Source organism: Verrucomicrobium spinosum DSM 4136 = JCM 18804 (assembly GCF_000172155.1).
Taxonomy (GTDB): Bacteria; Verrucomicrobiota; Verrucomicrobiia; order Verrucomicrobiales; family Verrucomicrobiaceae; genus Verrucomicrobium; species Verrucomicrobium spinosum.
In genome coordinates this window covers 7,718,726-7,743,673 of record NZ_ABIZ01000001.1, presented here as the reverse complement: position 1 = coordinate 7,743,673, position 24,948 = coordinate 7,718,726, and the positions used below count along the sequence as shown (strand labels likewise).

The window sequence follows — 24,948 nt, the reverse complement described above, 5'->3', positions numbered from 1 at the left end:
AAATTTTCTTGGATTTCGCGGGATCAAGTTCATGCTTGCCGCAGGTCAGGCCCTAAAACCAGCCGCTCCGTAAACAGGATGATGGACTCCCAAGATCAAACCAGCCGCAGAGGAGGGGTTAGCGGACCTTCGTGGGGAGTGGTGTTGGTCTTTTTTGCCGTGCTCGTGGCGCTGTTCTTTGTGCAGCTTTTTGCCACCTTCCGGGGGATTTCGTCCCCTGCGACCATGGATGCTGCGCAGGTGGCGCGGGAGATCGCACGAGGGAACGGCTTCCACACCAAGCTGATCCGGCCTTACGCGTGGCAGCAGCAGTTGAAGGCGGGAAAGGACGCTCCGCTGGAGCAGATGGTGGACACGCACCAGCCGCCTCTGCCCACGCTGCTCATGGTGCCAATGATGCAGGCTTTCAAAGGGCACTGGAAGTTTCCAGAAAGCTCACGGATCTACCCTCTGGACCGGGTCATCGTAGGGGCGTCGCTGCTTCTCTTTGTCGCCTCCATCGGCCTCGCTTATCTGACGGTGCAGCGGGTTTTTGACGCCTGGATCGCAGGCTGGACGGTGATCTTGATGGTGTTGTGCCAGTATTTTTGGGAGGTGGGGCGCAGCGGGCTCACCCCCATGATGCTGCTCTTCTTTTTCAATCTGGCGCTCTATTGGCTGGTGGGTGCTTTGGAGGCGGTGGAGGAGGGGCGCCCTGGCGTGGCCCGCTACGCCGTGGGGCTGGGCCTGGTGACGGCATGCATGGTGATGACTCACTGGATGGCGCTTTGGTTGATGCTCGGACTGACGGTGGCTGCGGCCATTTGGCTGCGGCCTCGGGCGCTGGCGCTGGCCGTGCTGCTGCCATCCGTCCTGGCGCTGGCGGCGTGGGGCTGGCGCAATCAGATGGTGGGTGGAGATGCCCTCGGCTCCAGCAAGGCGATGCTGCAGGCGGCGCTGATGTTGCCGGGGGACACCTGGCTACTACGGGACTTCTCTGGTACCAGTCCGCCGGTGGATGTGGGCTTCCTGCTCCGGAAGACACTGAGCAATCTCATCGACCAGTTCGGGACCCTGTACCTCCACCTCGGTGCCGTCCTGCCCGCAGGGATGTTTTTTCTGGCGTTGCTCCACCCGTTCAAAAAGGGGGAGACAAGGAACCTGCGCTGGGCGCTGGCCATTGTGTGGGGCATGGCACTGGTGGGCATGAGCTTCGTGGGGCTGCCGGGCAAGGAGTTCGATGAAAACCAGATGCATCAGATCTTCATCCCGCTCTTTGCGGCCTATGGTCTGGCGTTTCTCACCGTCTTATGGGCCAGGCTGGGCTTCACCCATGCTGGGTGGTGGGGGAAGAATGCGCTGGTGGTGACGGTGGTGCTCATCAGCATCCTGCCCATGGTCCGGGCGTTGCCTCTGGAGGTGCTGGCGGGACTCTATAATAAAGGGCAGTTCGCTCACTGGCCGCCTTATCTCCCGGATCGGATTGCCAAGGTGAAGGACTATGTCGATGAGAAGGAACTGGTGTACACGGACATGCCCTGGGCCGTCGCGTGGTACGCGGACTGCAAGGCAGTGTGGCTTCCCATGGAGGTGGCCCAGTTCAACGAGATGAGGGACCGCTCCAGGGCGCACGGTGAAGAAGTGGCTGGCATGCTTTTTACCCCCTTGTCCTCCAAGGTGTCGAACGTGACCGACGTCTTTTCCGGCGAGTATCGAGCCTGGGCTCCAGAGGTGTACCGTGGGTCAGGCATCGGCCTGGGGCTGGACACGCTGAGCACGGGAACCTTTCCCTTCAAGGAAATCTTCCCCCTGGCTGGGCAGCCAGTGGGCACCCGATTCCTCGTTCAGATGGCCTTCATGTCAGACCGCCGTCGCTGGGAGGCGGAGGCCGCCAAGTAGGCAGGGGCACGTCCCACCCCTTCCCCCTTTGGGGCAGGGAGGCCTCAGGTGACAGCGCATTCCGCTTGCGAGGATGGCGCGAAGCGGCAAAGTAACCGACTCGCTGCACCATGACCGAAGAAGAACGCCTCCCTGAAGACCTTAGCTTTGAAGAAGCGATGGAGTCGCTGGAGGCGATTGTGTCCTCGCTGGAGAGCGAGCGCATGCCCCTGGAGGAGATGGTGCAGAGCTATGAGCGTGGGGCCCGTCTGCTGAGCCAGTGCCGTTCCCGAATCGAAAGTGCCCGCCAGCGGGTGGAGATGATCACGGCCGATCTGGATGGCCGAGGCCGGGTCTCCCTCAGTGACTTCGCCGCCATGGAGGAGACTGCAACACCCACAGCTGCTGGCAACCCAGCCTCAGAAGAGAGCCCCAAGCCCCGTGTCCCACGAAAAAAACCGGCCCCAGAAGAGTCGAACGAAGGTGAGATCCGATTGTTTTAGACCGCCCGCCCAGCTTATTTGATCATACTGCCATGCCGGAACTGCCCGACATTCACTCGCCTGCCGACCTCAAAGCACTGCCACAGGAGCAACTGCCCGAGCTGGCAGAACGGATCCGCCAGACCCTGATCACCACCCTGGCGGAAACCGGCGGGCACCTGGGGCCCAATCTGGGCGTCGTGGAGCTGACTCTGGCCCTGCATCGCGTCTTTGACACGCCGAAGGACAAGTTCGTCTTTGATGTGGCCCACCAGGGCTATGTGCACAAGATGCTCACCCACCGCTGGGATCGCATTCACACCATCCGCCAGTACGAGGGGCTCAATGGCTTCCTGCTCCGCACTGAGAGCGAGCATGACTCCTATGGTGCAGGCCACGCTGGCACCGCCCTCTCCGCCGCTCTGGGCATGGCCGTCGGCCGGGACCTCCGCGGCTCTGACGAGCATGTGGTGTGTGTGGCGGGCGACGCCGCCTTCACCTGCGGCCCCACGTTTGAAGCGCTGAACAACGCCGCTGCGCAGACCAAGCGACTGATCGTGGTGCTCAATGACAATGAGTGGAGCATCGACCGCAACGTCGGTGCCCTTGCCAAGTACTTCAATCACATCGCCACCCATCCCACGTATGCCCATCTGCACCAGACGGCCGCTGGCCTGCTGGAGATGATTGGCGGCAAGGTGATCCGCCGACTGGCAGGCAAGGTGGAAGAGAGCGCCAAGGGCTTCCTCCTGGCGACCAACTCCCAGCCCAGCGCCTCCACCTCCGTGATCTTTGAGGAGTTTGGCTTCCGCTACTACGGTCCCATCGACGGGCACGACCTGCCGCTCTTGATCAAGACCTTTGAGTTTCTCAAGACGCAAAACGAGCCAGTTCTGCTGCACATCATCACGGAGAAAGGGCGTGGCTACAAGCCGGCGCTGGAAGATCCGGGCAAGTTCCACGGGCTGGGCAAGTACAAGATCGAGACGGGCGAAGCCATCGCCGGCGGCACCCCCACCTTCTCGCAGATCTATGCGCGCAGTGTGACGGACTTCGCCAAGGCGGATGAGAAGATCGTGGCCATCACGGCTGCCATGCCGGGAGGCACCGGGCTGAGCGTTTTCAAAAAGGAGATCCCCGAGCGCTACTATGACGTGGGCATCGCAGAGGAGCATGCCGCCCTGTTTGCCTGTGGCCTGGCCACGCAAGGGCTGAAGCCGTTCCTCACGATCTACTCCACCTTCATGCAGCGGGCCTATGACATGATTATTCATGACATGGCCATCCAGAAGCTGCCCGTGCGCCTGTGCATGGACCGCGGCGGCCTGAGCGGCGATGACGGCCCCACCCACCACGGTCTCTTTGACATTGGTTACCTGCGTCTGGTGCCGAATCTCGTGCACATGCAGGCCAAGGATGAGGATGAGTTCGTGGACATGCTCTGGACCATGGCCCACTACGAAGGCGGTCCCATCGCCATCCGCTATCCTCGTGGCAGCGGCACCGGAGCCACGCCCAAGGACAAGCCTGTTCTGCTGGAGATCGGCAAGGCCGAGGTGGTGGAGTCGCAGGGGCAGGTGGCTCTGATTGGTCTGGGCTCCATGTTCGAGGTGGCAGAGCAGACCCGGCAGTTGCTGGCAGCCCGTGGCATTGATGCCGCCCTGATCAACCCCCGCTGGATCAAGCCCATGGACACGGCGGTCATTGAGCAGTTCGCCAGGCAGTGCAAGGTGGTCTGCACCTTTGAAGATCATGTATTGCACAACGGCTTTGGCTGTGCGGTCATCGAGCACCTCAACGATGCCGGGATCAAGACGCCCGTGGCCCGCGTGGGCTGGCCGGATGAGTTCATCGAGCACGGCACTCCTGCCATCCTTCGCAAGAAGCATGGTATGACGGCTGAAGCTGCGGTGGAGAAGATTCTCGCCTTGCTGCAGTAGCCTTTTTCCAAGGAAGGCCGTCTGGGAGACCAGGCGGCCTTTTCCTTTGGTGGCCTTGCTTGCGGATAATTCTTGTTTTTCCACATGGTGTGAAAATCCATCCGGAAAGTGCACGCTCCAAAAAAACGTGCGTGAAGGATGGCCGTGCCTTTGCTACGGTTCGGCCTCTCCGCCCAAAGCCGGAAGGCAGGCCTCCGCTGTCTGTCACCCCTGGTATGGCATGAAGGATCCGCCTCTGAACTGTGAATGTAGCAAGTGTCAGCCCGCTCTCCGTCCGCTCTGCCAAGCGCCTCTGGTCCCGATTTAAGCAGGGCCTGGCAGCGCTGGCCCCCAAGTGGGGCTATGTGCTCGGCAGAAGGCTCTTTCATGGGGCGCTGCTGTACACAGGCTGGCCCCGGGTCCCGTATGGGGCGCTGTATCAGTACATGTGCCAGCAGGAGTTTTGCCTGAGCAAAGAGCTGGCCTGTCTGCCCGTAAAGGAAGGTGAGCCCCGGTTCGAGATTCACATGATGCTCTGTGAAGGGCACGTGGTCATGGCAGAGTGGGCCATCTGGTCTTTCGTAAGATACATCGAGGTGCCCTACAAGATCATCGTCCACGATGACGGGTCCCTCACTTTTGCAAGCGCCTCAAGGCTGAAGGCGCTGTTCCCCTGCCTCACGGTCCTGTCACGGGAGGAGACGGATGCCCGCGCCCAGCAGTACTTTGACCGTCTGCCGCTCTGTCGGGAGGCCCGCACCCGGTTCGACTTCTCCCTGAAGCTCTTCAACCTGGGCTGCACCGCAGGCACGCGATCCATCCTCATCCTCGACAGTGATGTCATCACCGTGGCGCGTCCGGTCGAACTGCTGCAGGCCCTGGAGCAGCCGGAGACGGGACTCCTGTACAATGAGCATTTCCGTGAACCGCTGGAGACCATCGCCTCGGAGTTTCGTCTTCCGGATCTGCAGGCCCGCGTGGAGCACGCCTGTGAGACGCGTGTCCAGCCGTTGTTCAACTCCGGGGTGATGTCCTTTAACAAGGACGAGATCCTGGACTATGCGGTGATAGAGCGCTGGCTGGGCCGGATGAAAGAGCAGGGCGTGACCATCCCGATCCTGAGTGAGCAGACGCTCTTTGGCATGCTGGCGCACCGCTCCGGCCGGGCGCGACCGCTCCCGGAAGATTACCGGGTTGGTCGGGGTGCGATGAAACTTCGTGGAGCTCATCCTGACACGAAGATGTTTCACTTCATGGCCTCCACGAAGAACTACTTCTTCTCCCTGGGCGTCCCGGCGGCTCTCCGGGCGGGGGAGGCAGCTGGGAACAATGTTGCATGAGCAGGTGTAGAGGTTGGCGACCCATCTCTCGGAATGCCAGAGGACAGGCTATTACGATGGCTTCAGAAGTGCGAAGACCGTGGTACATTCGTCTCTTTGGAACCACCGATTGGGCGATTGAGTTGCGCGGTCTAATCTTGGCGAAAATCAATGGGGCTTGAACGAAGACGAGGAATGACTCTTCTGACTTTTAACGTAAATTCGGCATGGGAAAACCAATGGGTGCTTTTGTTGCTCTGTTGCTCTTGGCGTGTTGCGAGAGAGTGCCTGAGCTTACTTCTGTTGCGGGAGAATATGTTATCAAGCACGATGGTGGTTGGGAGGAGACATGGATTCTCGGTGAGAATATGAAGTATGAACATCGATTGCTGCGAGATGGCGGAAGCAAGGTGCTGCTTCATTCAGAAACTGGCACATGGGAGCTTCAAAGGGGGACGCTACAAACAAGACCGCTAGTCAGGTTCTTAAAAGCCGCAGCCTACTTCGAACCAGGTACAATGCAAAAGTATGATGAGCCGTTAGAAGTTACAAGCATGGATGCTACCTTCGATTCCGCCAGCGGACATCCATTGGGGCTCAACTTCGGACTAAATGAAGAGTACATAGCTTCCAAGATTCGGTAGTGCCAGAAGACAGGATATTTCCGTACCTTTTTTGACTTCCCGACGCTGAAACAAGGCACACCGGTGCTGGTGGACGACCCCGGCTATGGATGCAGCAAAGGCAACCCTACCCCTCGTCGGATCAAGGAGTCGGTGCCGAAGCCCGTGCCCACCCTTGCTGCGGAGCTCATGACCACCGAAGCCGAACTGCATCTCCGTCTGCGCGACTCTGGTCACCCCCTCGGCTGGCCCTTGTGCGAGATCCTGCAATCGCTTCGACAATGCGGTCGCGCTGAGGCGCCTGCAGAAAGAAGGCGGCTACCAAGTGGTGGCGAGACACGGCACCGAAGATGAGGTGATCCCCGTGGCCATGGGCCGGAAGCTGGGTGAGTTATTTCCTGATATTGTAAAGTATGAGGATATTAAAGGGGCGCGGCACAATGATGTGTTGAACACGGATACCGAGAAAGTGCACGCGGCGCTGGAAGGGGTGAGGTGAAGGGGGAAAGGTGTTCAAAATGTAAGTTGACGTTTTGGCTATGTTAACGTTAGTTGTGTGGCATCGGCAGTGAACAACTGCTGACGCGAACAAGCCCCCCCCACTCGCCACATGAGAAGTTACAATGCGCCAGCTGGAAGAGAAAGTTATTCGATGGCCATGTTATTCATTTTTGCGTCTCGACTCTCATTCTTTATTTTGATGTTCTTCGCAGCGCTGAGCGTTGCTCACGCTAGTGCTCCGCCGCTGCCAGCAAAACGAGTGGTGTCGGGATATGGCCATACAGTGGTCATGCGAGCGGACGGAACCGTGTGGACGTGGGGAAAAAATGACCGGGGTCAGTTGGGCATCAATAGTCGGACAGACAGCACTGTGCCTGTAAAGGTGCCTGGGTTGACTGATGTGGTCTCCGTGGCGGCAGGATCCGCCAGCACACTGGCCGTCAAGTCTGATGGGACGGTTTGGGCGTGGGGGGCTGGACAGGCTTTTTTCACAGGCGCTGGCACCACTGATGACAATCTTGTTCCGGTTCAGGTTTCCAGCATTGCTGGAGTTACCAGGGTGACGGCGGGAACTTCAACGGGAGCCAGTGGAGACTATTTCTTCGCGATTGTCCTCAAATCAGATGGAACAGTATGGGGATGGGGAACCAACGGCTATCGGCAACTGGGGAATGGGAGCCCAACTTCCGGTAAGGTGTTTCCTCCTGTGCAAGTGTCGGGTGCTTCGGATATGGTCGCTGTTGAGGCGGGACATAGCAGTGCCGCCGCGATCAAGGAAGATGGGACTGTTTGGGAATGGGGACACTGCATACATGCTGGCACGAACATAAACCTTAGTGCCACCCAAATTGGCGGGCTAAGTGGCATTGTAAAAATCTCGGTGGGATGGGTTCATTCCATGGCGTTGGACGAAACTGGGCAAGTCTATGTGTGGGGGAGTGGTTTTCAAAACCAACTGGGACTGGGGGCTGCGACCCTTTCCAGCGATCCAGTCGCTCTCTCCATTGGTGCTGGGCCAGTTGTAGACATCTTTGCCAGTATCTATCATTCACTTGCCGCGACTGAGGATGGCAAGCTGTACAGTTGGGGCACGGGAACTCCCGGTCAGTTGGGAGACGGCAGGCGTGACACGCCGACCATGATTGCCGGCTCTTTTTTTGCGCACGAGGTTTCTGGAGAATATCAGAGCTCAGCTGCATTAGACTCAAGTGGCACGGTTTGGGCTTGGGGGAGCAATGCTGAAAATCGCCTTGGATTAACTGACATTGATCTATCTCAACCTGGCGCGAAGCCGGTGTCAAACGCATCTCCTGTGGCGCAGGTGGCAGCGGGCGGGCGACATTCATTTGCAGTGCAGCCAGACGGCAAGTTGCTAGCGTGGGGGGAGAATCGGGATGCTCAGTTTAACCTTGGTGAAAAATATGCTGTGGCTGCACCAACGGTTCTGAATGGCAGTTTGGGTGCCAAAGGTGTTGCGACAACAACCACCTATTCCCTGGCATTTGTAGGGGCAAATTCGAGAGTATGGGCCTGGGGTGATAACCCTTCTGGACTCAGTGGACTTGCCGCCAATCGAGCGCTCAATCCAGTGTCGGTGGGTTATGCTGCGCCGCTCCCCACACCTCTCGTAGGTGCCATTGATCTGAAGCTCGGAGACAATCACTCACTTGTCCTCACCTCTGCGGGTGCAGTTTGGACATGGGGCAAGAGTTCGGAAGGGCAGTTGGGACGGGCGATTTCGACGCCAACATCCGCAACTAGACCAGCGACAATACCTGGTTTGGCTGGTGTCGCAAAGATTGCGGCCACCGCCAATTCTTCCGCGGCGCTGAAGGCCGATGGTTCCGTGTGGATGTGGGGAGACAATAGTCTGGGACAACTGGGAAACGGAACCTATACAAACGCGGCCAGTCCTCTTCAGGTTGATCCTACGGAAATCCATGATGTCGTCGGAATCGCGGCAGGCAAGCTCCATGTCCTTGCTCTGAGGAATGATGGCACCGTTTGGGCTTGGGGAGGGAGCAACTATCAGCAAGCTGGCGGCAGCGTGGCAATCAGCGTTGCGACGCCCGTCAAAGTTGAAGGCTTGCCGGCCATTGTTGCCATTGGTACAGGGGACCATCATTCGTTCGCCATTGATCAGCAGAAAAGGGTGTGGAGTTGGGGGCGCAATCATGCAGCCCAACTAGGGCGAGCGACTGTAGATCCAGGTGTGCCTGGCTTGGTTGAGCAGTTGGTGGGCGCGACATCCGTCGTAGGTGGCGCAGACCATAGCTTGGCGATCAGAGAAGATGGAAGTCTCGTATCATGGGGTGCAAATCCGGGTGATCCGGAATTCACATCGACGCAGCTTGGATTAGGGGTGCACAATGGGAGGTTGAGAACCGCTCCGACCAGGGTGTTGGGATTCAACGCCCTTAGTGATTGGCCACTCGCAGATCTGGGTGGAGGAAGCGCTTCTTTTGTCGTCCCCCTGGGGCAAAGCTTGAACATTCCTGTGCAAAATCTGGCTCCTGGGCAGGATTTGTATTCGTGCGAGGTCTATCACTACGGGACCCTATTGAAGCAGGTCGCGCAGCCGACAGTTGCTGTTGGATTCACTCCGCCGACTTGGGGAAGATTCAGTATCAGTGGAGTGATTCGGAACAGCCAAGGGGCCATCTCGGCGAAAACTGCTCCCATCATAGTGGATGTCCCGTACGACAGCGATTCAGATTTTTTACCAGACTGGTGGGAACTAAAATACTTTGGGTCGCTTAGCCATGGTTTTCAAGGGGACCCGGACAAGGATGGGGTCGTCAATGGCCAAGAGTACGCCGACAAGACGAATCCTCTGGAAAAGTTGACCGTCGCGGACATTGCTGGAGTTCCCCCGGCGGTTCCTTGGATTGGAAATTCAATGGGATCCAATGCGGGGGGTACAGGTGTGCCTCCTGCCACTCCCTCGGCATTGAATGTGGGCACTCCGGTGGACGAGTCATTCTTTGACGAAGTCTATCCAGGTGGTGACTATTCGGGGGAGATGATCAATCTCGAGGCATCATCAGGATCATTGAGGTACAACTTTAGACGGTATGATTTCGTGGACTCTGAAAGGGCCCCGGAGATCTACGAGGATTGGGACTTGTTCAGGTCTGGTGCCTTGCCTGTCTGGAATTCTTGGGAACCCTTGTCGCTCAGCTTCGGAGTGCCCACTACCCTTTTTGATTGGGAGCCGGTGGCAATATCTTCTCGAGCTCACGTCGAAACGGTGAATGTCATGGAGGACGCTAGTTCGCCTCCAGTCAAAATTGGCGAGAAGATAACCTACGAAGACACACGTCATGACGGCATGGTGGTAGGAGTTGCGTTGGCGGACCCCGCCACCCGTTGGTGGCGCTACTACTACAACAAATACAAAACAATCAAGCTGGATGGACTGGTGCAGTCGCGAGAACTGCTGGAGAAGATTTGTTTCATTGTGCCTCAGGGTGAGCGGTACAGCAACGAAGAGGTGGAAATGTATCCCATTGCTCCCAATCTCCTGGACCGAGGGGAAAGTGAAGAAATCAGCCTGGAGTATGTGGATCTGAGTGGCGACCCCATGCCGGGGCACCGAATTTCCGCGTCAGATGCCGCAGGTCCATCTCATCGGAAGATCGCTTTGCACGGAATCCCGTTGTCAGATCGCAAGCCACAGAGCAAGGACGAGAGCGGAGAATTGCCCGAAGAGACATTCGTGGATTCGTTCACGCGCCAAATCAACCATGTCGTCAGTGACGTCTATTCTTCGGTGGACAGCAGTTTGCTTCCGATTGTGGTGAGGCGCAGCGCCAGGGAACACGGCTGGAGTCTGAGGCATGGACTCCGGCCAATGGAGTTTCCGGATGCCCCGTTTGGCCCAGGATGGTCCTCCAATCTCTGTGCGAACATCCGATTTGAAGACAATTTCCGCAAGGCGATTGTCACAGACGAGCAGGGGTCTTGTGCCATCTTCTATCGATCAATTCCTACCCTGCCTGCAGATCCCAATCAACCGCATGTGTGGGTTCACTCCCGCGAAGAGAAGCAAAATGCAAAGACCGCTTTCGACTCCCTAGAAACTATTCGGGATGCAAGCAATGCAGTGGTTGGATTCAAGTACAAGAAGAAATACGGGGCAGTATGCACCTATCAAATCACACCCATCTATCAGTTGCACACCAGTGATCGCGTGGATGGCAGTTTCAAGTATGTCGAGCTTCGATATGCCCGGCTCACTCACGTGGATGATCGGTGGAGCAATCAACTGGTCTATACCTACCCTTCGGACACCACGCTCATTCCCAACAAAATCCACGACCCTGCCAGACCGAATCAGCTCGTTACCATCACACAAGCTGATGGGGTTGTAACTGCCGTTCGGGGGCCCTCCGGGGAGACGGTGTCGTACTCATACTCCCTTCAAGGGACCGGGGACGATGAGGTAAGAAGCTTGACGACGGTGCAGCGAGGAGGGAGTCAGGTGAATTATCAGTACGAAACAGTCACGGAGGCGGCTCCCTCTGCGGATCTTGATCCCAATGGCCCTCTGGAACCTGACCATCGACATTTCAATCTCACCCGAATCGAAGATGAGCGAGGGGCGGACTATGACTTCACCTACGAGTTCAACCACGGCAACAAGTACCTGGAGGTCTCCGGTGCTGCGTTCCGTCTCCGCAGTCAGTTGGGCCTGCCGCGGTTGGTGAAAAAAGTCACTCTGCCCGACGCATCTGTCGTGAACTTTGGTGGCAATCGCTCGATTCAGACTCAAGCAGACGCCACGATCAGTTCGGGCAGCGTGCAAACAGTGGTGAGTGGGCCCTGTGGAACCTATACCTACACGTTCTCCCAGCCGGACGTCTTTGTGCCTCTCCGCAACGATCCCGGTAAAGAAGATGATCCCTTTAGCAAGCAGCTGACCGTCTTCTTCAGCCGCATGGAGATCGACACCCCGGCCGGGAGCGAGGTCTACAACTTCGACTTTGATCACGGCATGGCGCTCAGCTCGGCCACGGATATAAGCGGGAACACCACTACCTTCCACTATGGCACCGTGGGCTCCAACGGCCTCGGGTGGGATGATCCCATCCAGCAGGTCAATGCCCTGGGCAAGAGCCGCTACTTCACCTACGACGATGACACCCGCGTCATGAAGTCCATGACCGATGAGCGGGGGACGCTGACCAGCTACACGATTCAAGCTGGCACCGGGCTGCGGACCAAGGAAACCATCAGCAAGGGCGGCAGCACCTTGCGGGTCACCGACTTTGACTATGGTGCCGGCGGCTTTGCCGGGTTCCTGGCCAGGACCACCGTACAGAGCACCACGGCCACCGGGGGCGATCTGGTCACGGAGTACACCCCGGATGCCAATGGCCGGGTCCAGAAGGAAGCGGTCACGGCCGGAGGCGGCATCGAGCTGGTCACCAGCTACACCTACACGGGCAACGGCAGCAAGAAGACCGTCACCAATCCGCGCGGGCACACCACCACCTTCACCTACGACGCCCAGAGCCTGCGGCTCACGGGCGTGGAGAACCCCGACAGCACCACGCGAACCCTGGGTTATGACGCCCATGGCAACCTCACCAGTGAGGTCAATGAACGCGGGGTCACGACCACGCACGAGTATGACGCCTTGAACCGGCGCAAGAAGTCCACCGTGGACATGGATGACGGGGCCGACCTGGCGAGCGAAACTACCTACACGGCGCTGAACCTGCCGCACACGGAAACCGACCCACGCGGCACGGTCACCACCCACACCTATGACGGCATCGGCCGACGTCTTACCACCACGGTGGGCAGCGGCGGGGACGCCCAGACCACGACCTGCACCTACGGGGCCAACAGCGGGGGCAGCGTCTTTGATGTGAGCGGGTTCAAGCCCACCACGATCACCGACCCCCGCGGCAAGGTGACCACCATCACCTATGACGGCCTCTACCGGCCCACGGTCAAGCAGCTGCCGGAGGGCAACACCGTCACCACCACCTATGACGACGCGGGCAACCCCGAGGAGGTCAAGGACGCGCTCAATCGCATCACCAAGACCACCTTTGACGGCCTGAACCGTCCCACCCAGGTGGAGTATCCCGATGCCACCACCCAGCACTCTTATTACACCCCCTCCGGCCTGGTCTGGAAGGTCGTGGACGAGCTGGGACGTGAAACCCTCACCCAGTACGACCGGGCGGGTCGCGCTGTGGAGGTGACGCTGCCTGAGGTCAACGGAGTCAGCCCGGTGACCAAGACCGCCTATGACGCCAATGGCAATGTCATTGCCGTGCAGGATCCTCTGGGGAACATCACCACCACGGTCTATGACAACCGCAACCGCCCCACCAAGGTGACCTCCCCGTATATCTGGGATGCCCTGGAGGGCCAGTGGTCCCGGCCGGAGGTGAACACCACCTATGACGCCGGGGGCAATGTGCTCACGGTCACCGACCCTCTGGGCAAGGTCACCACCAAGACTTATAACAACGCCGGCTGGGGGCTCACTGTGACCAATGCCCTGGGGCAGGTGACCAGTTCCACCTATGACCGCAACGGCAACGTCAAGACGGTGACCGATGCGCTCAACCGGGTGGTGACCAACACCTATGACATCCACAACCGTCTCATCGAGACGGAAGATGCGGAGGAGCAGATCACCACCTTTGGTTATGACAAGAACGGCAACCGGACCTCGGTGACCGATCCGCGGGGCAAGGTGACCACGTTCACCTATGACGACCTCAACCGGCTCCTCAAAGAAACGTTCCAGGAGGGCGTGTGGACCGAGCGTCATTACGATGCCCTTCGTGAAACCTCCCGGGAGGACAGCGCGGGCCGTGAGTTCACCTTTGGGTATGACCTGCGCGACCGTCTCACCACCACGACCTGGACGGTGGGCGGCAGCCCGGTGGTGCGCACCCGGGTCTATGATACTGCGGGCCGTCTCACCGATGTGACCGAGACGGGGCGTCCCGAGGCCACGGTGGGTTACACCTATGACGCTCTTGACCGGGTGGCCACGGAAACCTCTCAGGGCCTCACGCACACCTACACCTATGACCTGGGCGGCCGCCGGACCGGGAGTGCATTGGGCACGGGCAAGACCATTGCCACCACCTACGACAGCCAGGGCAAACCGCTCACGGTGACCGAGGGCGGGCGTACCACGGTCTATCATTATGACCTGGCCAGCCGGGCGGTGGCCCAGACCCAGCCCAACGGGTTGTGGCAGTACAACGCCTATGACGACCTGGGCCGTCTGGAATCGCGCCAGACTTACACCAGCGCCGATGCCCTGCAGGCCCAGTTCCTGTGGACCTATGATGCGGTGGGCAATGTCACGGTGCAGTCCGAGCGCTGGCCCGGAGAAGGCGCACGTGGGGCAGGCTGGCGCAGCACGGTCATGGTGTATGACGCCACCAACCGGCTCACGGGTGAGGCCATGGCCCAGCCCGGCTCCCCGGTGATCACCACCGGTTATGCCTATGACACCAGCAGCAACCGCAGCGTCAAGCTGGTGAGCACGGACGGCAGCCTCACCACCCAGACACTCTACACCTACAACCACTTCAACCAGCTCACGGACTGGTCGGAGGAGGATGGGCTGGGGGCGGTGACACGCACCGCCGCCTTGACCTATGACCTGGCCGGCAACCGGGCCACCCAGACGCTCACCACCGCCGAGCAGTCCGTGCAGACCACCACCTACCACTGGGATGCAGAGAACCGGCTGGAAGGCGTGACCCTGCCGAATGCTGAGGAGCACGAGTATGGCTATGACTACCGGACCCGGCGCATCAGCCGGGTGGAAAACGGCATCGGTACGGCCATCGTGTTCAGCGGCGGCCTGAGCGTGGCCGAGTACGAGTCCCAGGGCATCACGCCCACGGTGGAATACCTGCGTGGCCCGGACATGGGTGGAGGCGTGGGTGGGATGATGTACAGCCTGCGCAACGGCGGGACCGAGGCGAAGTATGCGATGAGCAACGGCCGAGGAGACGTCGTGGCCCAGAGCAACGATGCCGGAGCCCTGACCTGGACAGCCAGCTACGAAGCCTACGGCAAACGTCCAGTGGAAACCGGGACCAACCTGGACCGTCAGCGGGCCAACACCAAAGAGGAAGATCCGACCGGGCTGCTCAACGAAGGGTTTCGCTACCGTGACATCGAGACCGGTGTCTGGCTGAGCCGCGACCCGGCGGGGTTCGTGGATGGCCCCAACTTGTATGCGTATGTGCGGCAGAATCCGTGGACGAGCTTTGATCCAGAGGGGTTGTGGGAACATAGGGAGTACGATGGGAGGGACAAACGTAGTATCGACTACACCCGTGTCAGCCCAAGCGGAGTGCCGCAGATGCGGGAAAACGTATTTGAAGCTCCATGGTATTTTCCGCTGGCTGGGGAGCCCAAATTTGTTCGTACCGAATGGCGTGATGCAACGGAAACGGAGACTCACGACTTCTTTCTGAAGAACAAAGATGGCAAGTTTGTCGCCAACACGAATGGATTCTCAGTGTTCATTCAGCATGCTTCACGCACGATTCCAGAGAAGTGGTCTGACGCAAAGGACGTAATGGAAGAGGGGGCGTTGATTGGGTTTACGCTGGGAGCATCTGCGATGCAAGTCGTTGAACTGCCTAGTGGCAAAAACTGTTTTCCTTCCGGCACAATGGTTCAAACGGCTCGAGGCAAGGTTGCAATTGAAACACTCAAGGAGGGTGACGTTGTGCTGGCCTATGATTTCTTAAGTGAATGTATCGTAGAGAAACCGGTCCTCAAGACGCACCAGCATTTTACCTACTTCTGGATCGACATCGTTGCAGGTGATTCAAAGATTTCCGCCACTCGATTTCATCTGTTTTGGGTCGAAAACCTTGGGGCATGGGTTCCTGCAGTCGATTTACAACCTGGAATGGTGCTTCGTCTTGAGAGCGGTGCATTGACGGTTGTCACCCTCGCAAAACTAAGAAAACTAGATGAGCCTGAGGCGACGCACAATTTTGAAGTTGCAGACCTCCATAACTACTTCGTGGGGGCTCAAGGATTTCTGGTTCACAATGGCGAACCAGTAGGTGACTTCAAAGTGTACCGGCGTAACGATGGTTATGTAGGTAAGACCAACGACTTCAGCAGGAGGCAAGCAGAATGGGCTCGTGATGGATTTAAAATCCAGCCGATGCATGAGGGCATCAAAGACAACGAAACAGCTCGTGGAGTTGAGCAAGTGGAGATTGAAAATAATCGAAAAGGTGGTATTGGGCCTCGTCAAAACAATTCAATTGATCAAAAGAGAACGGACGCGAAGGCTGTGCGAATGCGAGAGAAGGGGGCAGAATACCTTAGAGAGAAATCGTGTTGATGAACCATCAAAGACCAAAACTAACTACAGGGGAATTGCTAAATATACCTTTGGGTACGGCAGGCTTCGGTTGCGCCCAGGTCATCCATCGTGAGGAGTTTGGGGCATTGGTTGCTGTCTTTGATCTAATCGCCACACAACAAATTTCAACTGATGTTTTGGCTATGCGAGCGCCAAAAATATTGGCCAAGGCATTTGTAAATACTGCATCTGCCCGAAAGCGCTGGCATCATAGTGGGGCACTTCCGCTTCGGCCAGACGTATTGAAGATACCGATTTTTTTTTATGGTACGCAAATGAGCGGTTGGACGGTGCAGTACCCTGATGGCAAGACTAAATTTTCTTCGGGGCAGCCTGTTGATCGAAATGAAATGTTGGCAAAAGGATTTGTTCATAAAGTGTTGTGGCTGGCCCAAGACATTGAACAATTCATCGCGGAAGGGAAACCACTGGAGTGGCCTGAGAAAACGTGACAACCCATAGCAGAAGTGCGAGAAGACAGGCTATTGAGAAGGAAGACTACGAGGCAGCAGGTGAGCAAACAACATCGAGGGGATCTGGGGATAGTGGGTCTTTCAAGCCCTCCCCCCTGCGGGGAGCCAGGGTTGCTTCTGAGGAAGCAACCGGTGGTTGGTCAGGAGTCGGCGGCTGCTTCGGCCGCTTCTTGGGCGAAGGAGGACACAAATAGACAGGCTATTTGTGAAAGAAGAAATTGACAATTTTCACGAGTGGGCGACATCGTGGCATGGCGTCTCCCCGCTTCTTTGCCGATCCGCTGGTTCCGGTTGCGTACTACCACTGCATTTCTCGGGTGGTCGAGAGGCGGTTGGCGTTTGGGCCGCAGGAGAAGGAGCAGTTTGTGCGCTTGATGCGGGCCTATGAGGGGTTCTGCCAGGTGCGGGTGTTGTCTTATTGTGTGATGTCCAACCACTTCCACATCATGGTTGAAGTCAGGAAGCGGCCTGAAGGGGAGGTGTATTCGGATGTTTGGCTGCTGAAGCAGGCGGCGTTGATCTATTCCCAACCGGCGGTGCGGATGCTCAAGGAGACTCTGGAAACCTTTCGCAGCCAGGGGCATGACGCGGCGGCCGAGGAACTCAAGGAGAGATACCTGGGCCGGATGTGGGATGTGAGCCAGTTCATGAAGGAGCTCAAACAGCGCTTTTGTCTCTCGCGTTCGCTCGCGACCTGCAATTTGACTCCGCTCTAATGTTGCCGCTTCGCGGCATGGCAGTGCCTGTGGTTCAACAAGAGGGAGAATCGCAAGGGCACACTCTGGGAGGAGCGCTTCACCAGTGTGCTGCTGGAAGGTGAGCTCGCTACGCTCTCGGTGATGAGTGCCTACATTGATCTCAATCCGGTGCGGGCGGGACTGGTGGAGGATCCCAAGGACTACCGGTGGTGCAGCTATGCGGAGGCGGTAGCGGGTGGCCGCAAGGCGTTGTCAGCATTGCACACGATCACAAACGAGCATCGTCTGCACGAGCGGAACCAGCCAGGGGGCTCGCATCGGATTCCCGGTGCGGGCAAGGTCCTTTCCGGCTACCGGGTGTGGCTCTTTGGCCAGGGGGAGGAGGTTCGAGACGGTCACGGTTCGGACAGCCAGGTGCTGCGCAAGGGGATCAAGCGCGAGGTGGTGGAGCAGGTACGCACGGAAGACGGCAAGATGACGCTCGCGGAGACGCTGCGTCACCGGGTGACGTACTTCACGCTAGGTGTGGCCTTGGGAAGCCGGGGGTTTGTGGATGAGTTCTTCGAGGCGCGACGGGAACAATTTGATGTCCGCCGCCAACGAGGTTCCCGCCCCATGAAGGGCGGGAGTTTTGCCGGAATGTTTGCCTTTCGAGCGCCGAGGGTCGGTGTGATCTGAGGTTGTCGCATGATATGGCCTGTCTCTTCGTGCTCCCTGCAAGACGCCTGAAAGGCTCAAAAGCGTTCAACCGCCGTGTCAGACGTGGCTGTAAGAGTGAAGCTGGTCAGTGCTCTGCCCGCCCGCGGGCAATCCTGGCCTGCGGAACAGGCTGAGACCGTCACTTCACCGCCCCATTTCCCGGAACTTGCCCCCGCTGCGCTGGGCGAGGCGGCGCCAGGTGGTGTTGTCTTCCGGCCGCATCTGGAAGCCGATGAAGTGGATGGGCACCTCCTTGCCGGCGGCGGACTGGAGACGCTTAAGTTGTGCCTCGAACTCATCGCCCGGCACCTTGCGGTTGCCATCGGTGGGGGTCGTCTGCTCAAAGCTCCCGTCGGAGATCAAGAAGATGGTGTCGGGCTTCAGGCTGAAGGCGTAGTCCAGCACAAAGGGAAGCCCGTTGGGGATGGTGGACTTCACCCCCTGGCCGCCGGCGGGCATCATCCCGCTCTCGTCCCACTGGGTTTCGATCCACTGGTGTGCCAGATCCTTGTTGGTGGGGCTGGCAGCCACCAGCTCCTCGCTGAACGGCTTGAAGTTGCGCACGAACTGGATGATCGAATAGCGGCAGTTAATGGGAAGCTTGCTGATGAGTTCAGACGTTTCCTCCTTGATCCGCGAGAGCGGTACGCCGGAGGCCTTGGCCTTGTTCACGACGGAGCCGGAGACGTCAAACAACAGGAGAATGCGCCGGGCCTCTGTCTTGATGCCGAAGAAGCTGAGTGAGGCACCCCCCATGCCACCACTGCCAGCGCCTCCATTTCCCATGCCGGAGCCAAGACCGCTGCTGCCCACCAGGCTGGAGACCTGGTCGGAGATGATCTGGCTCGGGTCCAGGGGCAGCAGTTGATCCATATCCAGCTTGGGCATCTCCGGCAGGGAGAATGCGGTGGGACGCGTGCTTACGAGCCGGTCGTTGAACGTGGGCTTGGGAGCGACTGCCTCATGACGGGCCAGGGTCATCTTGTGCTCCCGATCCAGCACGGGGATGCGGATCTCCCGCGGGATCTCGAATGTGGCCTTGGGTTGTGAATAGAACCGGGCCACGACCACGGCAGTGGCCACCACCAGGCCAGCCAGATGCACGAGCACCGCGCCGGTGATGACCGCAGAAATGAGACCCCGCCGCCGCCTCCTGTCGCGCACGGATTCATCCAACGGCTGACTGACAAAAAGAGGGCGTGACATGGCAGGCGGTAGTAAGGGGAATGCTCGGAATGAGGGATCACTGTGCCCCTTGTCCATCCATGGTGCTGTCGGCAAAAGTGACCCCGCGAATGCCAGCCTGAGCGCAGGCGTTGAGTACATCCACGACCCGCTGGTGCGGCACCAGGTCGTGTGGATCGAGGGTGACCATGGCCTTGGTGCGCGCGGCATCCGCTGACTCCTTGAACCGTTTCAAACTTGCGGAAAGCCGCGTCAGCGTCGTATCTCCAGGATCCCCCATCTCAAGTTCATTCAGCACCACGGAGCCGGTCTGGTTGATTTGAATGCGCTGTTCATCCGGAATTTCGACGGACTCGTCCTGAGCCACCGTTCCAGGCAGGGCAAGGCTGATGTCTGACTCCTGCTTGATGGGCTTGGAGGTGACCATGAAGAACACCAGGAGGAGGAAGACCATGTCGATCATGGGGCCCATGGGCACCTCAACCGGCGGATCATGACGTTTGCGACGACGGATGGCCATGGTTCAGCGGGTGTAGCTTCCAAATATGACGTCGGCGGCCCCGGCCTCTGTGGCCATCTTCATCACCTCACGGATCTTTCGTGTGGGGGTGTCTTTGTCGGCCCGCAGGTAGATTTTCAACGGAGGGGCGTTCTTGAACCGTTCTTTCAGGTGGGCCTTGAGCTCCCCGGACGATACCGGGTTGTTGGCCACGTAGAAGGTGCCCTGGTGGTCTATGTTGACGATGTCCCGGTTGGACAGGTCCTCGGGCTGGATGGCAGCGGATGCGGTGGGCAGTGCCACCTCCAGTTTGACCTGCTCCTTGCTCATCTTCGTAGTGACCATGAAGAAGATGAGCAGGAGAAAGGTCATGTCGATCATCGGCGTCATCTGAAAGCTGGGCTCGTCCGGATGCCGGCGACGTCTGGGGATGGCCATGGTAGGGGCGGCTGGTGGTTCCTGGTAACAACCGGGGCTCAGACGGAGCGGGCGTCGTCCTCGGCAAGGGCGACCTCGCCGGAGAGAATGTCGATGACGAACGCCGCGTTCTTCTGCACTTCTGACATGATGGAGGTGAGGCGGTTCTTGAAGAAGAAGTAGAAGAACATGGCCGGAATGCCTACGAAGAGCCCGCCAGCGGTGGTGATCATGGCCTCACCGATGCCCCCGGCGAGGTCTGCGGGCTCGCTGCGGCCGGCGGCGAGCTGGTCGAAGGAGGCGATCATGCCAGTGACCGTGCCGAGAAGGCCAAGCATGGGAGCCAGGGTGGCGAACACGTTCAGGTAGTTTACCCAGGCCATCTGGCGGGTCTCCTCCCGGTCCAGAGCGTCACCGGCTGCCTGCTCCATGCTGCCCTTGTTCGCGTGATCGCGTTCAAAATTCACTTTGAGGAGTGCAGGCCCCACCACCTTGGCGTAGGCAGAGGGGTTCTGTTCTGAGAGCTGATAGGCGGCGTTCACATCCCGATGCCGGGCAAATTGCACCATGCTATGGTGGGAGGTTTTTGGCATCATGCGGCCTGGATTCACCGCCACGAAGCAATAGACCACGGCGGCAATGGTGCCGACGGAACAGAGCAGGATGAAGTGCATAAGGGGCCCGCCAGACTTGTACACGTCCATGAGGCTTTTCTGACCCGTCTGAACGGCGGCGGCGGGGGGCGGCGAAGGTGAGACCCCCGGGGCAGTCTGCGCCGAGGTCGTCTGAGCCAGGGCAAGCGTGCCTGCAATGGCGGCCAGTGCAGAGAAGCGGCGAAGGGCGGAGATGAACAGGTGGATCATGGTGGTGCTTGAAATCGTGAGTCGTCGATCAGGGGATGGATGGCGGGTTCACAGTGTCCCCGCCCGGTTTGACATAGCGCTTTCTCCGGCTGGCCTCCGGCTCCGGAGCGGCTTTCTCAGCGGGTGCCGCTTTCTTGTCTGGAACTGGACCTGGTGCGGGGGCAACGGTCTCTGTTGCGGGTCTGAGTGGCAGCTTTTGCTGCGTGAGCCACGCCTGGCCTTCCGCGGCCTGGGGAGAGGTGGGATAGAGCTGGATCAAGTCCCGGACGGCATCTGCTGCCGCCGGAATATCGCGGTCATGGGCCAGAACGGCGACGGCCTGCCAGATGCCGGAGGCGGCAGGCCCCTCTAAACTGCCCGCAAAAAGAGAGGGTCTGAGGAAGTTCTCCACTGCTTCATGAAACAACCGCTGGCGATCCGGCAGCACCGCATCGTCATCCTGCCACCGGGGATGCTCCTCCTCGAGGGCTTTGAGAGACGCGAAATGCGTCTGGCCCAGCAAGAGCCAGGCATGCGTCGCGACGGCCGGCTCCAGGTTCTTCTCCTTCAGAAGCCGGTCCAGGTCATTCACTGCCTGGGCGGGTTCCTTGCGGGCAAGGAGCACCTCTGCCTTTACCACCAGCGCCCAGGCCCGGCGCCCCGCGTTCCAGTCAGTGGTCGCCACCGCGTCGCAGACTTCCAGAGCCCGGCTCAACTGCGGCGGCTGTCCGCCGGCCAGACACGCTCTGGCAAAGGACAGCCCCAGCGCCCCGGCGGGATGGTTGGGACGATCCAGGAGCGGCTGCACCTCCACCCACCGGGCCTGCAGCCTGGTCATCTGGGGGGCAGGGTTCTTTCCTTCAACCAGATTGCGGAATTCCTCATCCATGGCGAAGTCAACCGACCTCACATCCGCCCAGGGCACCTCCCGCACCATCACCCCCACTCCGCCCGGGGGGGCGTACTCGATGCGGAGCCGGGTGGGTGTTGTTTCCAGGATGCGGCAGGGGACGCTGGCACCTGTGAAGAGCGTGATCACATCTGCCCGCTCCGGTCCGGCAGCGGGTTGTGCATAGAGGACCGGCGTCAATACCGCGAAGGCGGCCGCAAGGAGGGAAAGAGGGCGGATCATGGGCTTGCAGCAGTGGTGGGGGGTGGGGCTGCCTCAGAAGGCGGGTTCCGCCATCCGGGGTGACCCGCGTCCAGGCGCTTCATGGCTGTGCTCTGCTCGGGCGTTCCCTTCAGATCCTCCCGCAGGGCGAGCTCCCGATACACTTCCAGGGCCTTGGCCGGCTCTGAAAGCCGTTCCAGTGCCTCCGCCCGCTTGAGGTAGGCTGAGGCGACGACGGGCACGTACTTTCCGTATGACACATAGACGCGCTCATAGTAGGCGGTGGCCTTGAGATCCTGCTTCTGGGAAACCTGGAGGTCACCCAGCTGGAGAATGGCCTCCGCCTTCAACTTCCGTGGCGCGGTGGGCATCTGGAGGAGCCTTTCGAACTCCCCCTGGGCTTCGGGGTAACGCCGCAGCCCGGTGTAGAGCCCTCCTTTAGTGAAGGCCAGTTGCGCCAGAAGCGGTGAGCCAGCGGTTTCCCTCTCGAACCGTGCAAAAGCCTTCAGTGCCTCCTCAGGCAGGTTTTCCTGAACGGCTATCAGCCCCAGGCCCAGGAAGACGCGGTCCTTTTCGAGGGCGCGGGGATGCCACTTTCGAATCTCGCGGTAGTGGGCGGATGCCAGGGGCAGCCGGCCGGACTCCCGCAACGCGTCCGCGACGTCCACGGCGATGCGGGAGCTTTGTACCCGTGGATTGATCCGGGAGGACATGGCGGCGAGCTGTTGCCGGGCACTGTCAGCATCCTCCCTCTGTCTTGACATGGCAGAAGCCCACTCCAGACGCATGGCCAGCACCTCCTGCTTGCGCCCGCGGGCATCGCCTGCCAGCACGTCCAGACGCTGCTTCAGCTCGGTCTTTCCCTCACCACCGGGGTAGAGCCGTGCCATGCCCGCCAGAACGTCCTCCACCCCCCTGGCTTCAGGGTCGTTGCCGTGGGCCGCCACGGCGTCCCAGGCGGCCTTGCGTGCCTCCTCCCTGTGTCCGGTGGTGTCGTGGATCCAGGAAAGCCAGTAAACCGCCTCGGCCACGCGCGCACTCCGTGGGTGGTTCCGCACGAACACGCTGAAGTGGTCTTGCATTTCATCGAACCTCTCCGCCAGCTTGTAGATGTTCCCCGTGCGGAACACTGCCTCTTCCGCGAAGCGGGCATTCAGCTTCGGGTTCACCTCAGCATAGGCCCTGAGCGCCTCATCGATACGGCCTTCCGCCCCCAGGGCATCCCCCAGCAGCAGCTTTGCCTCCTCGGCCATGAGAGTGCCGGGTTCCCTCTTGAGGAAAGCGCCCAATTCGTTGATGGCACGGGCATGTTCCGAGAGGCCGAATGAAGAGAATGCAATGCGAAAGCGGGCCTCGGCGGCGTGAGCCCCTTTCTCCGTGTAGCGCTTCAAATAGTCCTCCATGCGGGATCTGGCAGCAGCATGCTGCTTATCAAGGGAAAGTGACATGCCGCCCCAGTACCAGGCATCCTCCACCACCGCGGTAGCGGCAGGGAAGCGCTTTGGCACTTCAGCAAACGCATCCAGCGCCTCCCGGTTGAGATCCTGCTCAAGCAGGCAGATTCCCTCCATGAACAGGCACTGCGGTGCCAGGGCATGTTGGGGGTGCTTCTGGTGCACGGTGGCGAAGACCAGCTCTGCATCATTGGCCTTGAGACCGGCGTGAAGGGCGACGGCCTTGAGATGCATCACGACCGGGACCTCGGGATCAGAACCTGCCGAGCCGAATTTTTCAAGCCATTCATCTGCCGCTGCGACGGCCTTGTCCCATCGGTTGATTTCCATCCAGCACTGGACGAGGCTCAAGGAGGCTTTCTTGACAACCTCGTCTTGAGGCAGGCCGTGGAGCATCTCTTCCAGTATGAGAGCACACTCGCGATATCTGCCGAGCTCGCGGTAGCCGGTGGCCACCCTCAGCCTCAAGGCGGCATCGAAGCTCTCCATCTTCTCGAACTGGTCCAGCTCCCGCTGAATGCGGGTGATGAGAGACTCATACTGAAAGGCCAGATACTCCTGCCCCGGGGTTTTGCGGGCGATCTCCAGCCGGCTGGTAAACAAGGCTTGAGAGGCCTTTTGAGAGCTGAGGATTTTTTCCCGCGAACCGATGCGCTGCAGCACGTAAATGGACTCATAGAACTGGCCGTCTTCGAGCAGCCCTGCTCCGAGTTGCAGACACAACACCTGATAGGCCACGGCCTGGGTGATGTCCTGTACATGAGCGGCCGTCTCTTTCACCAGTACAAGGGCCTCCGCGCGATCATTGCACTCCAGCAGTGCGTGAAGCCTCAACACCGTGGCGCGCCCGGCGGCCTCGCGGTTGACCTGACGAAGGCTGGCAATCTGGCGGCCATAGAACGAGGCGGCCCCTTTGAAGTCGTCCTTCATGAGAAAGCACATGCCATAGAGCAGCACCGACTCCGTCCTGCGTCCGGCATGGACGTGGCGTTGGGCGTCGTTGAGCCGCAAGACATAGGGCAACTTCTCCCCATAGAATTCGCCAAAAGCCTTCTGGGCTGCATCAAAGTCCTGCACCTGGAACTGGCAGATGCCTTTCCAGAAGGCGAGCTCATCACTCGAGCCGGGGTCCAGTTGCGGATCTTTGAGCACTTCCTCCAGCAGCGGCAGCGTCTCGGCGTACTTCTTCTGCCTGAGCTTGGCGCTCACCAGCAGGGGCTTCAGCCGCCTGGCTGCCTCAGCGGTCTCCGCCACCGCACCATAGGTGTCGATGAATTTGGCAAAAAGGGTCTCGGCCTTTGCCCAGTCTCCGGAGTCAAATGCCGTACGGGCGACATTGAAGAGCTCCGTGGGCGTGAGTTCCGTCGCATCCTGGGCTGTTGCCTGATGGGACAGTGCGAAAGAGAGCCACCACAACAGGAGCAGGATGAAGGAGGTGGTGGGCTTCAGCATGGCGGGGGCCGATCTATTGGATACAGCGGCAGAAG

The 24,948-nt window shown here is 59.4% G+C and carries 16 protein-coding genes and 1 pseudogene; 11 read left to right on the top strand and 6 right to left on the bottom strand.

Translation table 11 applies throughout. The features are described 5' to 3' along the window. Positions 1-78 precede the first annotated feature (78 nt). The 11 genes and pseudogenes from VSP_RS31200 (at position 79) to VSP_RS44065 (ending at position 17,932) form a co-directional block, all read left to right on the top strand. Positions 79-1,878, top strand: a complete 1,800-nt coding sequence (locus VSP_RS31200; RefSeq protein ID WP_157211163.1) for an ArnT family glycosyltransferase — start codon at positions 79-81, stop codon at positions 1,876-1,878. Positions 1,879-1,988: 110 nt separating this feature from the next. Next, entirely contained in the window at positions 1,989-2,360 is a 372-nt protein-coding gene (xseB, locus tag VSP_RS40350; protein ID WP_009965678.1) for an exodeoxyribonuclease VII small subunit, read from the top strand. Between the two features lie 32 nt (positions 2,361-2,392). Then, positions 2,393-4,279 carry a 1-deoxy-D-xylulose-5-phosphate synthase gene (gene dxs, locus VSP_RS31190; RefSeq protein ID WP_009965677.1) on the top strand — a complete coding sequence of 629 codons (1,887 nt, stop codon included), beginning with the start codon at positions 2,393-2,395 and terminating at the stop codon, positions 4,277-4,279. Positions 4,280-4,521: 242 nt separating this feature from the next. Then, positions 4,522-5,598, top strand: coding sequence for a hypothetical protein (locus VSP_RS31185; RefSeq protein WP_009965675.1), 1,077 nt, complete (start codon positions 4,522-4,524; stop codon positions 5,596-5,598). A 206-nt stretch (positions 5,599-5,804) separates the two neighbouring features. After that, positions 5,805-6,221, top strand: a complete 417-nt coding sequence (locus tag VSP_RS31180; protein ID WP_009965674.1) for a hypothetical protein — start codon at positions 5,805-5,807, stop codon at positions 6,219-6,221. Between the two features lie 307 nt (positions 6,222-6,528). Then, on the top strand, positions 6,529-6,699 hold the full coding sequence (locus VSP_RS42820; protein WP_156346210.1) for an alpha/beta fold hydrolase: 171 nt from the start codon (positions 6,529-6,531) through the stop codon (positions 6,697-6,699). A 111-nt stretch (positions 6,700-6,810) separates the two neighbouring features. Further along, positions 6,811-9,099, top strand: a pseudogene (locus VSP_RS44075) (RCC1-like domain-containing protein); the annotation flags it as partial. 861 nt (positions 9,100-9,960) lie between these two features. Next, entirely contained in the window at positions 9,961-16,062 is a 6,102-nt protein-coding gene (locus VSP_RS31170) for a polymorphic toxin-type HINT domain-containing protein (protein WP_232289531.1), read from the top strand. After that, positions 16,062-16,535 carry an Imm26 family immunity protein gene (locus tag VSP_RS42815; protein WP_157211161.1) on the top strand — a complete coding sequence of 158 codons (474 nt, stop codon included), beginning with the start codon at positions 16,062-16,064 and terminating at the stop codon, positions 16,533-16,535. The genes VSP_RS31170 and VSP_RS42815 overlap by 1 nt, the downstream gene beginning before the upstream one ends. A 272-nt stretch (positions 16,536-16,807) precedes the next feature. After that, a complete protein-coding gene (locus VSP_RS44070) occupies positions 16,808-17,272 on the top strand; it encodes a transposase (RefSeq protein WP_009965669.1) in 465 nt (154 codons plus the stop codon). Between the two features lie 123 nt (positions 17,273-17,395). Next, complete coding sequence (locus tag VSP_RS44065; RefSeq protein ID WP_198141270.1) at positions 17,396-17,932, top strand: hypothetical protein; 537 nt, start codon at positions 17,396-17,398, stop codon at positions 17,930-17,932. Positions 17,933-18,097: 165 nt separating this feature from the next. Here the strand turns inward: VSP_RS44065 and VSP_RS31150 are convergent, their stop codons facing one another. From VSP_RS31150 to VSP_RS31125, 6 genes are read right to left on the bottom strand one after another with little or no spacing between them, the layout of a single operon-like run. Continuing rightward, positions 18,098-19,159, bottom strand: coding sequence for a vWA domain-containing protein (locus tag VSP_RS31150; RefSeq protein ID WP_009965666.1), 1,062 nt, complete (start codon positions 19,157-19,159; stop codon positions 18,098-18,100). A gap of 37 nt (positions 19,160-19,196) precedes the next feature. Further along, positions 19,197-19,658: an ExbD/TolR family protein gene (locus VSP_RS31145; protein ID WP_009965665.1), complete on the bottom strand. Its 462-nt coding sequence runs from the start codon at positions 19,656-19,658 to the stop codon at positions 19,197-19,199. Between the two features lie 3 nt (positions 19,659-19,661). Then, positions 19,662-20,075, bottom strand: a complete 414-nt coding sequence (locus VSP_RS40340) for an ExbD/TolR family protein (RefSeq protein ID WP_081452836.1) — start codon at positions 20,073-20,075, stop codon at positions 19,662-19,664. Positions 20,076-20,113: 38 nt separating this feature from the next. After that, entirely contained in the window at positions 20,114-20,917 is an 804-nt protein-coding gene (locus VSP_RS40335; protein ID WP_009965663.1) for a MotA/TolQ/ExbB proton channel family protein, read from the bottom strand. A 28-nt stretch (positions 20,918-20,945) separates the two neighbouring features. Next, on the bottom strand, positions 20,946-22,028 hold the full coding sequence (locus VSP_RS31130) for a hypothetical protein (RefSeq protein WP_009965662.1): 1,083 nt from the start codon (positions 22,026-22,028) through the stop codon (positions 20,946-20,948). Next, positions 22,025-24,913, bottom strand: a complete 2,889-nt coding sequence (locus VSP_RS31125; protein WP_009965661.1) for a tetratricopeptide repeat protein — start codon at positions 24,911-24,913, stop codon at positions 22,025-22,027. Before VSP_RS31125 ends, VSP_RS31130 begins: the two co-directional genes overlap by 4 nt. Between the last annotated feature and the right edge of the window lie 35 nt (positions 24,914-24,948).

Coding starts and splice junctions, on each gene's coding strand:
- dxs (WP_009965677.1), top strand. CDS start 2,393: ATGCCGGAACTGCCCGACATTCACTCGCCTGCCGACCTCAAAGCACTG.
- VSP_RS44065 (WP_198141270.1), top strand. CDS start 17,396: ATGAGTGCCTACATTGATCTCAATCCGGTGCGGGCGGGACTGGTGGAG.
- VSP_RS31200 (WP_157211163.1), top strand. CDS start 79: ATGATGGACTCCCAAGATCAAACCAGCCGCAGAGGAGGGGTTAGCGGA.
- VSP_RS31180 (WP_009965674.1), top strand. CDS start 5,805: ATGGGAAAACCAATGGGTGCTTTTGTTGCTCTGTTGCTCTTGGCGTGT.
- VSP_RS44070 (WP_009965669.1), top strand. CDS start 16,808: ATGGCGTCTCCCCGCTTCTTTGCCGATCCGCTGGTTCCGGTTGCGTAC.
- VSP_RS31130 (WP_009965662.1), bottom strand. CDS start 22,028: ATGATCCGCCCTCTTTCCCTCCTTGCGGCCGCCTTCGCGGTATTGACG.
- xseB (WP_009965678.1), top strand. CDS start 1,989: ATGACCGAAGAAGAACGCCTCCCTGAAGACCTTAGCTTTGAAGAAGCG.
- VSP_RS31145 (WP_009965665.1), bottom strand. CDS start 19,658: ATGGCCATCCGTCGTCGCAAACGTCATGATCCGCCGGTTGAGGTGCCC.
- VSP_RS31150 (WP_009965666.1), bottom strand. CDS start 19,159: ATGTCACGCCCTCTTTTTGTCAGTCAGCCGTTGGATGAATCCGTGCGC.
- VSP_RS40335 (WP_009965663.1), bottom strand. CDS start 20,917: ATGATCCACCTGTTCATCTCCGCCCTTCGCCGCTTCTCTGCACTGGCC.
- VSP_RS40340 (WP_081452836.1), bottom strand. CDS start 20,075: ATGGCCATCCCCAGACGTCGCCGGCATCCGGACGAGCCCAGCTTTCAG.
- VSP_RS31170 (WP_232289531.1), top strand. CDS start 9,961: ATGGAGGACGCTAGTTCGCCTCCAGTCAAAATTGGCGAGAAGATAACC.
- VSP_RS42815 (WP_157211161.1), top strand. CDS start 16,062: ATGAACCATCAAAGACCAAAACTAACTACAGGGGAATTGCTAAATATA.
- VSP_RS31125 (WP_009965661.1), bottom strand. CDS start 24,913: ATGCTGAAGCCCACCACCTCCTTCATCCTGCTCCTGTTGTGGTGGCTC.